Below are 16,663 nucleotides of genomic sequence, written 5' to 3' on the forward strand. Positions count from 1 at the left end.
ATTCTTGATTGACAAAAACAAGAGAAATCAATAAGATTAATGAAGACTTGAATCCACCTCTTAAGGAGGCACTAGCATGTCAGATTACCTCGTAATCGTGGAGTCGCCTTCTAAGGCGAAGACCATTGAGAAATATTTAGGGAAAAAATACAAAGTTGTCGCGTCTATGGGACATGTTCGCGATTTGCCAAAAAGTCAAATGGGGATAGAAGTAAAGAACAACTTCACCCCGAAGTATATTACCATTCGTGGTAAAGGTCCCGTCTTAAAAGATTTAAAATCAGCGGCCAAAAAAGCAAAGAAAGTCTATCTCGCGGCCGATCCAGACCGTGAAGGGGAAGCGATTGCTTGGCATTTAGCGAATACGTTAAATGTGGACGTTGAATCAGATTGTCGGGTTGTGTTTAATGAGATTACGAAAGATGCAATCAAAGAATCATTTAAACATCCTCGTGCAATCAATATGGATTTAGTGGATGCACAACAAGCAAGACGTATACTTGATCGTCTTGTTGGTTACAATATTAGTCCTTTATTATGGAAGAAAGTAAAAAAAGGATTAAGTGCAGGACGTGTACAATCTGTAGCAGTTCGTTTAATCATCGAGCGTGAAAGGGAAATTCAAAACTTTGAACCTGAAGAATTCTGGACAATTAAAACAGAATTTGTAAAAGGAAAAGACACATTTGAAGCAAGCTTTTACGGTGTAGATGGTGAAAAAGTTCAATTAACAAATGAAACGCAAGTGAATGAAATAATTGAACAGATGAAAGAGAATGCGTTTTCAGTTGAAAATGTAACGCGCAAAGAGCGAAAACGTAACCCTGCATTACCGTTTACAACATCTTCCTTGCAACAAGAAGCAGCCCGTAAGTTAAACATGCGAGCAAAGAAAACAATGATGCTTGCACAGCAATTGTATGAAGGGATAGATCTTGGAAAACAAGGAACTGTAGGTCTTATTACGTATATGAGAACTGATTCAACACGTATCTCAGAAACAGCTCAAACAGAGGCTCGTACTTACATCACTGAAGCGTATGGTACGGAATACATAGGAACAGAAAAGAAGAAAGAAACGAAAAAGTCAAATGCACAAGATGCGCATGAGGCAATTCGTCCTACTTCGGTAATGAGAAAGCCAGAGGAACTAAAAAGTTTCTTAGGTCGTGATCAACTTCGATTATATAAATTGATTTGGGAGCGATTTGTTGCAAGTCAAATGGCGTCTGCTATAATGGATACTGTGACAGCGAGACTCATTAATAACAATGTTCAGTTCCGTGCAAGTGGATCGGTTGTAAAGTTCCCAGGATTTATGAAAGTGTATGTAGAGTCAAAAGATGATGGTGCTGAAGAAAAGGATAAGATGTTGCCGCCTTTAGAAGTAGGGGAAACTGTATTTTCAAAGGATTTAGAACCAAAGCAACATTTTACACAACCTCCTCCGCGCTATACAGAGGCTCGCCTAGTAAGAACACTTGAAGAACTTGGAATTGGAAGACCGTCGACATATGTACCTACACTTGAAACGATTCAAAAGCGTGGGTATGTAGGCTTGGATAATAAACGCTTCGTTCCGACTGAACTTGGTGAAATAGTAATTGAACTTATTTTAGAGTTTTTCCCAGAAATTATTAACATTGAATTTACTGCCAATATGGAGCAAAGCCTTGATGAAGTAGAAGAAGGAAATGCGAATTGGGTAAAAATTGTTGATGATTTCTACGTAGGTTTTGAACCGCGTTTAGAAAAAGCGGAAAAAGAAATGCGTGAAGTGGAAATTAAAGATGAACCAGCTGGGGAAGATTGTGAACTATGTAATCACCCAATGGTCTTTAAAATGGGTAAATACGGGAAATTTATGGCTTGCTCGAATTTCCCAGATTGTCGTAATACAAAGCCGATTGTGAAAGAAATCGGTGTTACTTGTCCGAAGTGTGATAAGGGTCAAATTATTGAACGCCGTAGTAATAAAAAGAAACGTCTTTTCTATGGGTGCGGTACGTATCCGGAATGCGACTTTGTATCTTGGGATAAGCCAATTGGTCGTAAGTGTCCGAAGTGCGAAGGCATGCTTGTAGAGAAAAAGTTGAAAAAAGGCGTGCAAGTACAATGTATTTCGTGCGATTATGAAGAAGAACAACAAATGTGAGCGTAACTGCTCACATTTTTTTCGGGAAGAAAAGGAAAGGTGATATAAATGACAACACAAGTAGTAAACGTCATTGGCGCAGGTCTTGCAGGAAGTGAAGCAGCTTACCAAATTGCAAAACGTGGTGTCCAAGTTAGATTATATGAAATGAGACCGGTAAGGCAAACGCCAGCTCATCACACAGATAAATTCGCTGAATTAGTATGTAGTAACTCACTTCGTGCAAACACTTTAACAAATGCGGTTGGAGTTATTAAAGAGGAAATGCGCTTAATGGATTCTGTAATTATTCGTGCGGCGGATGAGTGCTCTGTACCAGCTGGAGGCGCTTTAGCTGTAGACCGTCATGAGTTCGCAGCTAAAGTAACAGAATACGTAAAGAACCATCCAAATGTAACTGTAATGAATGAAGAAATTACAGATATTCCAGAGGGACCGACAATTATTGCTACAGGTCCATTAACATCTCCTGATCTTTCTGCAAAATTGAAAGAATTAACAGGAGAAGATTATTTCTACTTCTATGATGCTGCAGCCCCAATCGTAGAAAAAGACAGCATTGACATGAATAAAGTATATTTAAAATCGCGTTATGACAAAGGTGAAGCTGCATATTTAAATTGCCCAATGACAGAAGAAGAGTTTGATCGTTTTTATGAGGCTCTAATTGCTGCTGAGACAGTGCCTTTAAAAGAGTTTGAAAAAGAAATTTTCTTTGAAGGTTGTATGCCAGTAGAGGTTATGGCAAGTAGAGGGAGACAGACGTTAGTATTTGGACCTATGAAACCTGTTGGATTGGAAGATCCAAAAACAGGGAAAACGCCATATGCTGTTGTTCAGTTACGTCAAGATGATGCAGCGGGAACTTTATACAATATCGTAGGTTTCCAAACACATTTAAAGTGGGGACCGCAAAAAGAAGTGCTACAGTTAATTCCAGGATTGGAAAATGCAGAGATTGTACGTTATGGTGTAATGCATCGTAATACGTTTATTAATTCACCTAATTTGCTTCGTCCAACATATCAATATAAACAACGGGATGATTTATTCTTCGCTGGTCAAATGACTGGAGTAGAGGGATATGTTGAATCAGCAGCATCAGGATTATTAGCAGGAATTAATGCTGCGCGTCTTGTGCAAGGTGAAGAGCCAGTTGTATTACCGCCAGTAACTGCGATGGGTAGCATGGCAAATTACATTACGGCAACGAACGCTAAAAACTTCCAACCGATGAATGCGAACTTCGGTCTATTTGCACCGTTAGAGAAGAAGATTAAAAAGAAAGCAGAACGAAATGAAGCGTACGCAGCACGCGCTTTAGAAACGATTCGAAATTTTGTAAATATTTAGTTAAATTTCTTGCAAAGGCTACTAAGTTGTGATACGATTTAGTAGCCTTTATTGAGGTGAGTTGTGTGAATGTGAAGAAATTGTTACAATTATTCGTTGGATATTTACAAATTGAAAGAAATTATTCAAAATATACAATTGCAAGTTATCAAAATGATTTAGAACATTTTGTGCAATTTATGGAACGAGAAGGCATATCCTCTTTTTTAGACGTTACATACGCGGATGTTCGTTTGTACTTAACGACGTTGCACGATGAGAAGTTAGCCCGTAAATCTGTCGCAAGAAAAGTATCAAGCTTACGAAGTTTATATCGTTTTTTGATGCGTGAAGGTTATCGAAAGGATAATCCGTTTGCACTTGCGTCACTCCCCAAAAAAGAATTGTCAATCCCAAAGTTTTTATATGCTGAAGAGTTAGAGGAATTATTTGAAGTTTCTGACACGGAAACACCATTAGGTCAAAGGAATCAAGCTTTGTTAGAGTTGATGTATGCGACTGGGATCCGTGTGAGTGAATGTGTCAATTTACAACTTACCGATATTGACTTTGCGGTGGGAACAATTTTAGTAATGGGAAAAGGAAAAAAACAAAGGTATATTCCGTTCGGAAGCTATGCGCAAGATTCTTTAATTACTTATATAGAGAATGGGAGAAAACAGTTAGTTAATAAGACTGACGAAGACTCTCATATGGTATTTTTAAATGCGAAAGGTAAACCGCTAACAAGTCGTGGAGTTCGTTATGTTTTAAATGAACTCATTAAAAAGGCTTCGCTGACAATGCGGATAAGTCCCCATATGTTAAGGCATACATTTGCTACACATATGCTAGATGAAGGGGCGGATTTACGTACTGTACAGGAGTTATTAGGCCATGAAAATTTGTCGACGACACAAATTTATACGCATGTCTCTAAAGAAAGATTGCGTTCTGTTTACATGAAGCATCACCCGCGGGCATAAATTGCTTTAAAAGCTATAAAAACAAATAAAGGAGTTTTTTCTATGGGAAATTTCCACGCTACAACGATATTTGCAGTTCATCATAATGGAGAATGTGCAATGGCTGGAGATGGCCAAGTGACAATGGGAAATGCTGTTGTAATGAAACATACAGCTCGTAAAGTTCGTAAACTTTTCCAAGGTAAAGTTTTAGCTGGTTTCGCAGGATCAGTTGCTGACGCATTTACTCTTTTTGAAATGTTTGAAGGGAAATTAGAAGAGTATAATGGCAACTTGCAGCGTGCTGCTGTTGAAATGGCTAAACAATGGCGTGGCGATAAAATGTTACGTCAGCTAGAAGCAATGCTCATTGTCATGGATAAAACAACTATGCTCCTTGTTTCAGGTACAGGAGAAGTGATTGAACCGGATGATGGTATTTTAGCAATTGGATCTGGTGGGAATTATGCACTTTCTGCAGGTCGTGCTTTAAAGCAATATGCAAGTGAACACTTAACAGCGAAGCAAATTGCGAAAGCGAGTTTAGAGATTGCTGGCGATATTTGTGTTTATACGAATCACAACATAATTGTTGAAGAATTGTAGAATCGTAAGGGAGGCATTTTATATGCATTTACATTTTACTCCGCGCCAAATTGTGGAAAAATTAGATCAATACATCATCGGTCAAAAAGACGCAAAGAAAGCGGTTGCTGTAGCGTTGAGAAATCGATATCGTCGCAGTAAATTAGCTGAAAATTTACGTGACGAAATTGCACCTAAAAATATCTTAATGATTGGACCGACAGGTGTTGGGAAAACAGAGGTAGCACGACGAATGGCGAAACTCGTTGGAGCACCTTTTATTAAGGTTGAGGCTACAAAATTCACAGAAGTTGGATATGTGGGTAGAGATGTAGAGTCAATGGTACGTGACCTGGTGGAAACATCGGTTCGTATCGTAAAAGAAGAAATGGTAGTGAAAGTTCAAGATAAAGCCGAAGAGCAAGCGAATCAACGTCTTGTTGAAATTTTAGTACCGAGTCCAGAGAAACAATCTGGATTCAAAAATCCATTAGAGATGCTTTTTGGAGGTACTCAAAATTCGAATCAAACGTCTGATACACAAGAAGATGTTGAAATCGAAAAGAAGCGTCATGATGTGGAGAGAAAGCTTGCTGCAGGGCTTCTTGAAGACGAAATTGTATCGATTGAAGTGACTGAACAACAGTCTTCCATGTTTGATATGTTACAAGGAACTGGCATGGAGCAAATGGGAATGAATTTCCAAGATGCGCTAGGAAGTTTTATGCCGAAAAAAACGAAAAAACGTAAACTTTCTGTAAAAGAAGCAAGAAAACTCTTGACAAATGAAGAGGCACAGCGCTTAATTGATATGGATGAAGTTACACAAGAGGCTGTTTATCGTGCTGAACAGCTCGGGATTATTTTTATCGATGAAATTGACAAAATTGCTGGTAAGCAGTCGAATAGCGTAGATGTATCACGTGAAGGTGTGCAACGTGACATTTTGCCGATTGTAGAAGGGTCGAATGTTGCGACAAAATACGGATCAGTAAAAACGGATTATATTTTATTCGTTGCAGCTGGAGCGTTCCATATGTCTAAACCGTCGGATTTAATTCCGGAATTGCAAGGGAGATTTCCGATTCGAGTAGAATTAACAAAATTATCGACAGACGATTTTGTTAAAATACTAATCGAGCCTGACAATGCGTTAATTAAACAATATATGGCATTATTAGCGACTGAAGGTATAGAAATTGAATTTTCAGACGAAGCTATTCGTAAGATTGCTGAGATTGCTTATCAAGTTAATCAGGATACAGATAATATTGGAGCAAGAAGACTTCATACAATTATGGAGAAGCTCCTTGAAGATTTATCGTTTGAAGCATCTGAAATTACGTTAGAGAAAATAACGATAACACCTCAATACGTTGAGGAGAAATTAGCAACAATTGCTAAAAATAAAGATGTGAGCCAGTTTATTTTGTAATAGTGTCATCAGGTGACTCGCCCTAGTTTCCAAGTGATGAAAAAATATGTGAGTAACATGTAGGAGGAACTTTTGAAATGGAATTATTAGCAAAAACGAGAAAATTAAATGCGTTATTACAGAGCGCAGCAGGGAAGCCTGTAAACTTTAGAGAAATGTCTGACACAATGTGTGAAGTAATCGAAGCAAACGTATTCGTAGTTAGCCGTCGTGGTAAATTACTAGGTTATGCAATTCACCAACAAATCGAAAACGAACGCATGAAGCAAATGCTTGCAGAACGTCAATTCCCAGAAGAATATACACAAAGCTTATTCAACATTACAGAAACATCTTCAAACTTAGATGTGAACAGTGCTTACACAGCATTCCCAGTAGAAAACAGAGAATTATTTGGTCAAGGTTTAACTACAATCGTACCAATCGTTGGTGGCGGTGAGCGTCTAGGGACATTAGTATTAGCTCGTCTTGGTCAAGAGTTCTTAGATGATGATTTAATCCTTGCTGAGTACAGCTCAACTGTTGTAGGTATGGAAATCTTACGTGAAAAAGCAGAAGAAATCGAAGAGGAAGCACGTAGTAAAGCTGTTGTTCAAATGGCGATCAGCTCATTATCTTACAGTGAGTTAGAAGCGATTGAGCACATCTTCGAAGAATTAAATGGAACAGAAGGTTTACTTGTTGCAAGTAAAATTGCTGATCGCGTAGGAATTACTCGTTCTGTAATCGTAAATGCACTACGTAAATTAGAAAGTGCTGGTGTTATTGAGTCTCGTTCTTTAGGTATGAAAGGAACATACATTAAAGTGCTAAACGACAAGTTTCTACAGGAACTTGCTAAATTAAAAACAAACTAATTTGTAAAAAACTCTCCTCAATCGAGGAGAGTTTTTTATGTGCAATGGATAGATGGTGCTTGTGAAAAGTGTCATAAGCGTGTTTTCTGAGAAAACTATTAATTGTATTTATTTTTTTGCTTAAAAGAAATGAAGGTTGGTAATACTAGAATTCGAGTATGAACAAAGAAAGTTTTACATTGTTCGCATTTTCGACTTGATTGTAATATTTCAGTATGATATAGTAAGCAGTGGTGTCAGTACAAAGTACACACGTTTACTGATTTAAGTGTTGGTGCTACGTTTGTAGTTTCGCTTAGAGATGAAGTAAACGGAGGATATCAAAAACCATTTAGGAGGAACTATATTATGTCAGTAATTTCTATGAAGCAATTGCTTGAAGCTGGTGTTCATTTCGGACATCAAACTCGTCGTTGGAACCCAAAAATGAAGCGTTACATTTTCACAGAGCGTAACGGTATCTACATCATCGACTTACAAAAAACTGTGAAAAAAGTTGAGGAAGCTTACAGAACGATGCGCGACATCGCTGCTGAAGGCGGAGACATCTTATTCGTAGGTACTAAAAAACAAGCACAAGAAGCTATTAAAGAAGAAGCAACTCGTGCTGGTATGTACTTCGTTAACCAACGTTGGTTAGGCGGAACTTTAACAAACTTCCAAACAATCCAAAAGCGTATCAAGCGTCTTAAAGACATCGAAAGAATGCAAGAAGATGGTACTTTCGAAGTACTTCCTAAGAAAGAAGTTGTTCAACTTAAAAAAGAGTTAGAGCGTCTTGAGAAATTCTTAGGCGGTATTAAAGATATGAAAGGTCTTCCAAGTGCATTATTCGTAGTAGACCCTCGTAAAGAGCGTATTGCAGTTGCTGAAGCACGCAAATTACACATTCCAATCATCGGTATCGTTGATACAAACTGTGATCCAGACGAAATCGATCACGTTATCCCAGCAAACGATGATGCAATTCGTGCTGTAAAACTTCTTACATCTAAAATGGCAGACGCGATCCTTGAAGCAAAACAAGGTGAAGAAACTGTTACTGCGTAACAAAGTTGGAAAGGTGATAAGGGGTTCGGCCTTTTATCACCTTTTTTAAGGTATAAACACCTTTATAAAAGGTATAAATACATATTTTAGGAGGATGAAAAGTATGGCAATCACTGCTCAAATGGTAAAAGAATTACGTGAAAAAACTGGCGCAGGTATGATGGACTGTAAAAAAGCTTTAACAGAAACTAACGGCGACATGGAGAAGGCAATTGACTTCTTACGTGAAAAAGGTATTGCGAAAGCTGCTAAAAAAGCTGACCGCATTGCTGCTGAAGGTTTAACTTTCATCGAAACAAACGGTAACGACGCTTTAATCTTAGAATTAAACTCTGAAACTGATTTCGTTGCGAAAAACGAAGGTTTCCAAACACTAATTAAAGAATTAGCTGCTCACTTATTAACTAACAAACCAGCTAACGTTGAAGAAGCTATGGCTCAAACAATGGAAAACGGTAAAAAAGTTGAAGAGCACATCAACGAAGCAATCGCTAAAATTGGTGAAAAACTTACACTTCGTCGTTTCGAAATCGTATCAAAAACTGATGCAGATGCATTCGGCGCTTACCTACACATGGGTGGACGCATTGGTGTATTAACAGTTCTTGAAGGTTCTACTGATGAAGCTGCTGCTAAAGATGTTGCAATGCACATCGCTGCAGTTAACCCTAAATACATCGACCGCGATGCTGTAACAGCTGAAGAAGTTGAGCATGAGCGTCAAGTATTAACACAACAAGCATTAAACGAAGGCAAGCCTGAGAAAATCGTTGCAAAAATGGTTGAAGGCCGTTTAGGCAAATTCTTCGAAGAGATTTGCTTACTTGACCAAGCATTCGTTAAAAACCCTGATATGAAAGTTCGTCAGTTCGTTGAGTCTAAAGGCGGAACATTAAAAGGATTCGTTCGCTACTCTGTTGGTGAAGGTATCGAAAAACGCGAAGACAACTTTGCTGAAGAAGTAATGAACCAAGTAAAAGGTAGCAACTAATACAGATTAGGGAACACATTGTGTTCCCTTTTTTAAAATAAAGATGTAAGCAATTGGAGGTTCATTATGAGTAAACCGAAATATAATCGTGTCGTTTTAAAGCTAAGTGGAGAAGCTTTAGCTGGAGAGCAAGGATTTGGAATTAACCCAACTGTTATTAAGTCAGTTGCGGAACAAGTAAAAGAAATTGCAGAACTTGATGTAGAGGTTGCTGTTGTTGTTGGTGGCGGTAACATTTGGCGTGGGAAAATTGGAAGTGAAATGGGCATGGATCGTGCAGGGGCAGATTACATGGGCATGTTAGCGACAGTTATGAATTCATTAGCTCTTCAAGATAGCTTGGAGAATATCGGAATTCAAACTCGTGTACAAACTTCAATTGAGATGCGTCAAGTTGCAGAACCTTACATTCGTCGTAAAGCAGTTCGTCACTTAGAGAAAAAACGTGTTGTTATCTTTGCAGCAGGTACAGGTAACCCATATTTCTCTACAGATACAACAGCAGCATTACGTGCGGCAGAAATTGAAGCAGATGTAATTTTAATGGCGAAAAACAATGTAGATGGTGTATATAATGCGGATCCATCTATTGATCCAACAGCTACGAAATATGAAACGCTTACTTACTTAGACGTATTAAAAGAAGGTTTAGGTGTAATGGATTCTACAGCTTCTTCTCTATGTATGGATAATGATATTCCATTAATTGTATTCTCAGTTATGGAAAAAGGTAATATTAAACGTGCCGTTTTAGGCGAAAATATCGGAACAGTGGTAAGGGGGAAATAAATATGGGACAACAAGTATTGAAGTCTTCAAATGAAAAAATGGAAAAAGCAGTTGCTGCTTATTCTCGTGAATTAGCAACAGTTCGTGCTGGCCGTGCAAACGCGTCTGTATTAGATAAGGTACAAGTTGATTACTATGGTGCACCAACACCAGTTGTGCAATTAGCGAACATTACAGTTCCAGAAGCGCGTTTACTAGTAATTCAACCTTATGATAAAACTTCTATCGGTGATATTGAAAAAGCAATTTTAAAAGCAGATTTAGGCTTAAATCCTTCTAATGATGGAACTGTAATTCGTATTGCATTCCCTGCATTAACAGAAGAACGTCGTCGTGATCTTGTAAAAGTTGTGAAAAAATATGCTGAAGAAGCTAAAGTTGCTGTTCGTAACGTACGTCGTGACGGAAATGATGATCTTAAGAAGCTTGAAAAAGCTGGCGAGATTACAGAAGATGATTTAAGAGGATATACTGAAGATATCCAAAAAGAAACAGATAAATATATTGCAAAAGTTGACGAAATCGCAAAAAACAAAGAAAAAGAAATCATGGAAGTGTAATAGCGATAACTTCGCAATTATGACCCTCTTCTTAAGGGGGTCTTTTTACACTTTTAGGCATACGTCTGCTTGCTGGAGGGTATGAATGATGTTTAAAAACTTTCCTTTTTTTAAAGGTAAAAAGGACACATCGTTTGATCATCTCGTTGAAGAAGTGAAAAAAGGATATATCCCAGAACATATTGCCATCATTATGGATGGGAATGGAAGATGGGCAAAGAGGAGAGCAATGCCTCGTATTGCGGGACATCATGAAGGTATGCAAGTTGTAAAGAAAATTACAAAATTTGCAAGTAAACTTAATGTGAAAGTGTTAACTCTTTATGCTTTTTCAACTGAGAACTGGAAAAGACCGAAAAAGGAAGTTGATTATTTAATGAAGCTTCCAGAAGAATTTCTAGGTACATTTTTACCAGAATTGATTGAAGAAAACGTACAAGTCCGAGTAATAGGGCAAAAAGATCGTCTTCCTACGCATACACGCAGAGCGATGGAGAAAGCCATGGAAGATACGAAAGAGAATACGGGATTAATTCTTAATTTCGCGTTAAACTATGGAAGTCGAGATGAAATCGTTTCTGCTGTGCAACATATGATGAAAGATAATGAGGAAGGAAAAATTCGTTCTGAAGAGGTAAGTGAAGAAATGCTTTCCTCCTACTTAATGACGAGTTCTTTACCTGATCCAGAGTTGTTAATCCGAACAAGCGGAGAGCTACGTATTAGTAATTTCATGTTATGGCAAATTGCATATTCGGAGTTTTGGTTTACAGACGTGTATTGGCCAGACTTCAAAGAAGAACATTTGCTAAATGCGATTACTGACTTTCAACATAGAGGGCGCAGATTCGGAGGCGTGTAGAAAGAGAGGGTTTGGTAGTGAAACAGAGAATTATTACTGGAGTGGTTGCTGCCGCGCTATTCATTCCCATCGTAATATACGGTGGCGTGCCTTTTACGGTTTTAGTGTATGCACTTGCTTCTATAGGTTTATATGAATTAATTCGTATGAATAAGCTTACGCTTATTTCAGTACCGACAGTTTTAGCTGCAGTATTATTGTGGATTCTTTTAATTCCAAGTAGTGCATCAGAACTGTTTACATGGATTGGATTAGGTAAATTGGAAATCACATTTGTGATTGTTTTATTACTTTTATCATATACAGTCCTTTCTAAGAATACATTTACTTTTGATAATGCTTCATTTTTACTGATGGCGACGACATATGTGGCAATGGGATTCTTATATTTAAATGAAACGAGAATATTAGGAATTAAATATGTATTTTGCGCATTATTTGTTATATGGGCTACTGATTCAGGCGCATATTTCGTAGGAAAAGCATTGGGCAAGAGAAAATTGTGGCCAGAAATCAGTCCAAATAAAACGATTGAAGGTTCATTAGGGGGCATCGTTTGTGGAATTATTGTGGCACTTGTTTACAACGTGTTCTTCCCAGTCGAATCGAATGTAGTAATTTTAATTGTGCTGACAATTACCATTTCTATTTTTGGACAAATTGGTGATTTAGTACAATCTGCTTTTAAACGTCATTATGGCGTAAAGGATTCAGGTACAATTTTACCTGGGCATGGTGGTATATTAGACCGAACAGATAGTTGGTTATTCGTTTTACCAATTCTCTACTTCTTATTACAATACAATTAATAAATGAACGAGGGGTTGGAGTCATGAAAAACATTAGTTTATTAGGTGCAAGCGGATCAATTGGTACACAAACTTTAGATGTATTACGCTCGCACCCAGACCAATTCCGTCTCGTTGCTTTTTCTGTAGGGAAAAATATTGACTACGCAGTAAAGGTAATTCAAGAATTTTCTCCGCAAATCGTCTCTGTGCAAAGAGAGGAAGATGTTTTAAAATTACAATCTGTTTCTGGTAATACAAAAATTGTATATGGTAGTGAAGGACTTTTAGAAGTAGCATTACATCCAGATGCGGAGATTGTAGTAAATGCTGTTGTAGGTAGCGTAGGGTTGTTACCAACACTTCGTGCAATTGAGGCGAAAAAAACAATTGGAATTGCAAATAAAGAAACGTTAGTAACTGCAGGACATCTTGTAATGGAAGCAGCACGAAAACATAATGTTTCGTTACTTCCAGTTGATAGTGAACATTCGGCTATTTTTCAATGCTTGAATGGTGAAAGTGAAAAAAGAATTTCTCGTCTTATTATAACGGCTTCTGGTGGAAGTTTCCGCGATAAAACGAGGGATGAATTGCATCGTGTGACCGTAGAAGATGCGCTTCGACATCCAAACTGGTCAATGGGTTCGAAAATTACAATTGATTCTGCTACAATGATGAATAAGGGACTAGAAGTAATTGAAGCACATTGGCTTTTTGGTATCCCTTATGAGCAAATCGATGTTGTTTTACATAAAGAAAGTATTATCCATTCTATGGTTGAATTTGAAGATCGTAGTGTAATGGCGCAGCTTGGTTCACCTGATATGCGAGTACCAATTCAATACGCACTTACATATCCTGATAGATTGCCTCTTTCAGACACAAAACAGTTAAACTTATGGGAAATAGGGACGTTGCATTTTGAGAAAATGGACCAAGAACGATTCCGTTGTTTACGTTTTGCGTATGAAGCTGGAAAAGCAGGTGGAAGTATGCCAGCTGTAATGAACGCAGCGAATGAAGTAGCTGTTGAAGCCTTTTTACAAAAGAGAATTGATTTCTTAACAGTGGAAGACCTCATTGAAAAAGCAATGAACCATCACAATGTCATTGCACGACCGAGCTTAGAGGAAATTTTGGAAATTGATGCGGCCACAAGACGGTTTGTGATGGAACAAATTTAGCAAAGGTGGTTATGGAATTGAATACAGCGATTGCCTTTATATTAATTTTCGGTGCACTCGTATTTTTCCATGAGCTAGGGCATCTATATTTCGCAAAAAGAGCAGGTATTTTATGCCGCGAGTTTGCGATTGGTTTTGGTCCGAAAATATTCTCATTTGAAAAGAATGAAACGGTGTATACGATTCGATTACTGCCCCTTGGTGGCTATGTAAGAATGGCTGGCGAGGATGCGGACACAGTTGAGTTAAAGCCTGGGAAAAAGGTTGGCCTTGTATTAAATGAAAAAGACGAAGTTGTGAAATTAGTTTTTGATGGATATGAAAAGTATCCAAATGTTCGTGTTATTGAAGTCGAACAAGCTGATTTGGAGCATAATTTAACAATTTCGGGCTATGAAGAGTACGAGGAAGAGCTTCAAACATTCCGAGTGAATGAAAAGGCTCGTATTATTACTGCGGGGGAAGAAATTCAAATTGCCCCGTATAATAGACAATTTGGCTCGAAAAAACTAGGGCAACGCGCTTTAACAATCTTTGCGGGTCCTGCAATGAACTTCATTTTAGCATTTGTTATTTTTGTGATTCTTGGATTTGTACAAGGGGTCCCTATTGACAAACCAATGGTCGGAAAAGTGATGGATAACAGTGCAGCACAGCAAGCTGGATTGAAAGAGAATGATACAATTCAAGCTATTGATGGGAAAAACACAAGTACATGGAAAGATGTTGTTACTATTGTACGTGAAAACCCAAATAAAGAAATTACGTTACAAGTAAAGCGTGATAATGAACAGTTTAATGTGAAAGTAACGCCAACACTCGATAAAGAAGGAAAAGACGAAGTTGGTAGGATCGGTGTTTATTCTCCTGTAGAGAAAACAGTGATGGGTTCTATTAAATCAGGTTTTGAACAAACGTACCAATGGACGAAACTAATTTTTGAGTCTCTTGTGAAATTAGTAACTGGTCAATTTTCTATTAATGAGTTGTCAGGTCCAGTAGGAATTTATAATCTAACAGATCAAGTTGTAGATTATGGGTTTACGCGTGTACTAAGTTTAGCTGCAGTTCTAAGCATTAATCTTGGTTTATTTAATTTATTACCAGTTCCTGCTTTAGATGGTGGCCGTTTATTCTTCTTCTTAATTGAAGCGTTACGAGGGAAACCAATTGATCGCCAAAAAGAAGGAATGGTTCACTTTATTGGGTTTGCATTATTAATGTTACTTATGTTAGTTGTAACTTGGAATGACATTCGTAAGTTTTTCTTGTAAAATAAAGTGAAACTTATAATGAAATAGAGCTCGTAGAATAAAATCCCTCACCTAACTCGAGGTGAGGGGTTTTACTGCGTGTAAGAGTAAAATGAAGAGGTGCAAATAAATGAAACAAAGTATGGTATTCAGTCCTACATTACGTGAAGTTCCAGCTGATGCTGAAATTAAGAGTCATCAGCTATTACTTCGTGCAGGTTTTATGCGTCAAAATGCTTCTGGTATTTATAGCTTTCTACCATTTGGATTAAAAGTATTACACAAAGTAGAACGTATCGTTCGAGAAGAAATGGAGCGCGCAGGAGCTGTAGAATTATTAATGCCAGCTATGCAAGCTGCAGAATTATGGCAAGAATCAGGTCGTTGGTATTCTTACGGATCTGAATTAATGCGTATGAAAGATCGTAACGCTCGTGAATTCGCATTAGGAGCGACACATGAGGAAGTAATTACGGATCTTGTGCGTGATGAAGTGAAATCATATAAAAAATTACCGTTAACATTATACCAAATTCAAACAAAATTCCGTGATGAGCAAAGACCTCGTTTCGGCTTATTACGTGGAAGAGAGTTTCTAATGAAAGATGCATACTCTTTCCATGCTACACAAGAGAGCTTAGATGAAGTATACGATCGCTTATATAAAGCATACTCTAACATTTTTGCTCGCTGTGGCTTGAATTTCCGTGCAGTTATTGCTGATTCTGGAGCAATGGGCGGAAAAGATACACATGAATTTATGGTATTATCTGATGTTGGTGAAGATACAATTGCATACTCTGACACATCTGATTATGCAGCAAACATCGAAATGGCTCCTGTTGTAGCTACGTATACGAAGAGTGACGAAGCAGAAAAAGCACTTGAAAAAGTAGCAACACCAGACCAAAAAGCAATTGAAGAAGTATCTGCATTCTTAAACATTGCAGCTGACAAGTGCATTAAGTCTATGGTGTTTAAAGTAGATGAGAAATTAGTAGTTGTACTTGTTCGTGGTGATCACGAAGTAAACGATGTGAAAGTGAAAAATGTATACGGCGCTTCAGTTGTTGAGCTTGCTTCTCATGAAGAAGTAAAAGCATTATTAAATTGTGAAGTTGGTTCATTAGGACCGATTAATGTAACAGGTGATATCGAAATTATTGCTGATCACGCTGTAGCATCAATTGTTAACGGATGTTCAGGAGCGAATGAAGAAGGGTTCCATTATGTAAATGTAAATCCAGAACGTGACTTTAAAGTAAGTCAATATACAGATTTACGCTTTATTCAAGAAGGAGACCAATCTCCAGATGGAAACGGAACAATTCTTTTCGCACGCGGAATTGAAGTTGGTCATGTATTCAAATTAGGAACTCGTTATAGTGAAGCAATGAACGCAACATTCCTAGATGAAAATGGAAAAACACAACCACTTATTATGGGTTGTTACGGTATCGGTGTATCTCGTACAGTAGCAGCAATTGCAGAGCAATTTAACGATGAGAACGGCTTAGTTTGGCCAAAAGCGGTAGCACCGTTCCATGTGCATGTAATTCCAGTAAATATGAAATCTGATGCACAACGTGAAATGGGTGAAAATATCTACAACTCATTACAAGAACAAGGCTATGAAGTGTTATTAGACGATCGTGCAGAACGTGCAGGTGTTAAATTTGCAGATGCAGATTTATTCGGTCTTCCAGTTCGTGTTACAGTTGGTAAAAAAGCAGACGAAGGTATTGTAGAAGTGAAAGTACGTGCTACAGGTGAGTCTGAAGAAGTAAAAGTAGAAGAACTTCAAACATATATTGCAAATATTTTAAAATAAGAAGAGGTACCTCGTAATGGGGT

The 16,663-nt window shown here is 37.9% G+C and carries 15 protein-coding genes; all 15 read left to right on the plus strand.

Going from position 1 to position 16,663, the window contains the following annotated elements:
• The first annotated feature begins 76 nt into the window (after positions 1–76).
• A complete protein-coding gene (gene topA, locus ACTFRY_RS05315) occupies positions 77–2,155 on the plus strand; it encodes a type I DNA topoisomerase (RefSeq protein ID WP_001286964.1) in 2,079 nt (692 codons plus the stop codon).
• Positions 2,156–2,203: 48 nt separating this feature from the next.
• Positions 2,204–3,508, plus strand: a complete 1,305-nt coding sequence (trmFO, locus tag ACTFRY_RS05320; RefSeq protein WP_000213002.1) for an FADH(2)-oxidizing methylenetetrahydrofolate--tRNA-(uracil(54)-C(5))-methyltransferase TrmFO — start codon at positions 2,204–2,206, stop codon at positions 3,506–3,508.
• A 65-nt stretch (positions 3,509–3,573) separates the two neighbouring features.
• Complete coding sequence (gene xerC, locus ACTFRY_RS05325) at positions 3,574–4,473, plus strand: tyrosine recombinase XerC (RefSeq protein WP_001101241.1); 900 nt, start codon at positions 3,574–3,576, stop codon at positions 4,471–4,473.
• 42 nt (positions 4,474–4,515) lie between these two features.
• Complete coding sequence (hslV, locus tag ACTFRY_RS05330) at positions 4,516–5,058, plus strand: ATP-dependent protease proteolytic subunit HslV (RefSeq protein WP_000526272.1); 543 nt, start codon at positions 4,516–4,518, stop codon at positions 5,056–5,058.
• Positions 5,059–5,080: 22 nt separating this feature from the next.
• The gene (gene hslU, locus ACTFRY_RS05335; protein WP_016118541.1) at positions 5,081–6,472 is read left to right on the plus strand and encodes an ATP-dependent protease ATPase subunit HslU; all 1,392 of its coding nucleotides are present in this window, start codon (positions 5,081–5,083) and stop codon (positions 6,470–6,472) included.
• A 77-nt stretch (positions 6,473–6,549) separates the two neighbouring features.
• Positions 6,550–7,329, plus strand: a complete 780-nt coding sequence (gene codY, locus ACTFRY_RS05340; protein ID WP_000421290.1) for a GTP-sensing pleiotropic transcriptional regulator CodY — start codon at positions 6,550–6,552, stop codon at positions 7,327–7,329.
• Positions 7,330–7,677: 348 nt separating this feature from the next.
• Positions 7,678–8,379 carry a 30S ribosomal protein S2 gene (gene rpsB, locus ACTFRY_RS05345; protein ID WP_000111485.1) on the plus strand — a complete coding sequence of 234 codons (702 nt, stop codon included), beginning with the start codon at positions 7,678–7,680 and terminating at the stop codon, positions 8,377–8,379.
• Positions 8,380–8,482: 103 nt separating this feature from the next.
• Positions 8,483–9,370, plus strand: a complete 888-nt coding sequence (tsf, locus tag ACTFRY_RS05350) for a translation elongation factor Ts (RefSeq protein WP_440032184.1) — start codon at positions 8,483–8,485, stop codon at positions 9,368–9,370.
• 66 nt (positions 9,371–9,436) lie between these two features.
• Complete coding sequence (pyrH, locus tag ACTFRY_RS05355; RefSeq protein ID WP_000042668.1) at positions 9,437–10,159, plus strand: UMP kinase; 723 nt, start codon at positions 9,437–9,439, stop codon at positions 10,157–10,159.
• Positions 10,160–10,161: 2 nt separating this feature from the next.
• Complete coding sequence (frr, locus tag ACTFRY_RS05360; protein ID WP_000531501.1) at positions 10,162–10,719, plus strand: ribosome recycling factor; 558 nt, start codon at positions 10,162–10,164, stop codon at positions 10,717–10,719.
• Positions 10,720–10,804: 85 nt separating this feature from the next.
• Positions 10,805–11,581 carry an isoprenyl transferase gene (gene uppS / locus ACTFRY_RS05365; RefSeq protein ID WP_000971296.1) on the plus strand — a complete coding sequence of 259 codons (777 nt, stop codon included), beginning with the start codon at positions 10,805–10,807 and terminating at the stop codon, positions 11,579–11,581.
• A 17-nt stretch (positions 11,582–11,598) separates the two neighbouring features.
• A complete protein-coding gene (gene cdsA / locus ACTFRY_RS05370; protein WP_044795354.1) occupies positions 11,599–12,390 on the plus strand; it encodes a phosphatidate cytidylyltransferase in 792 nt (263 codons plus the stop codon).
• 23 nt (positions 12,391–12,413) lie between these two features.
• The gene (gene dxr, locus ACTFRY_RS05375) at positions 12,414–13,556 is read left to right on the plus strand and encodes a 1-deoxy-D-xylulose-5-phosphate reductoisomerase (protein WP_000790378.1); all 1,143 of its coding nucleotides are present in this window, start codon (positions 12,414–12,416) and stop codon (positions 13,554–13,556) included.
• A gap of 17 nt (positions 13,557–13,573) precedes the next feature.
• Positions 13,574–14,830, plus strand: coding sequence for an RIP metalloprotease RseP (gene rseP, locus ACTFRY_RS05380; RefSeq protein WP_001090243.1), 1,257 nt, complete (start codon positions 13,574–13,576; stop codon positions 14,828–14,830).
• A gap of 109 nt (positions 14,831–14,939) precedes the next feature.
• Positions 14,940–16,640, plus strand: coding sequence for a proline--tRNA ligase (locus ACTFRY_RS05385; RefSeq protein WP_000814299.1), 1,701 nt, complete (start codon positions 14,940–14,942; stop codon positions 16,638–16,640).
• Positions 16,641–16,663: the final 23 nt, after the last annotated feature.

The sequence above is a fragment of the Bacillus cereus group sp. MYBK195-1 genome, from assembly GCF_051916605.1.
Classification (GTDB): domain Bacteria; phylum Bacillota; class Bacilli; order Bacillales; family Bacillaceae_G; genus Bacillus_A; species Bacillus_A cereus.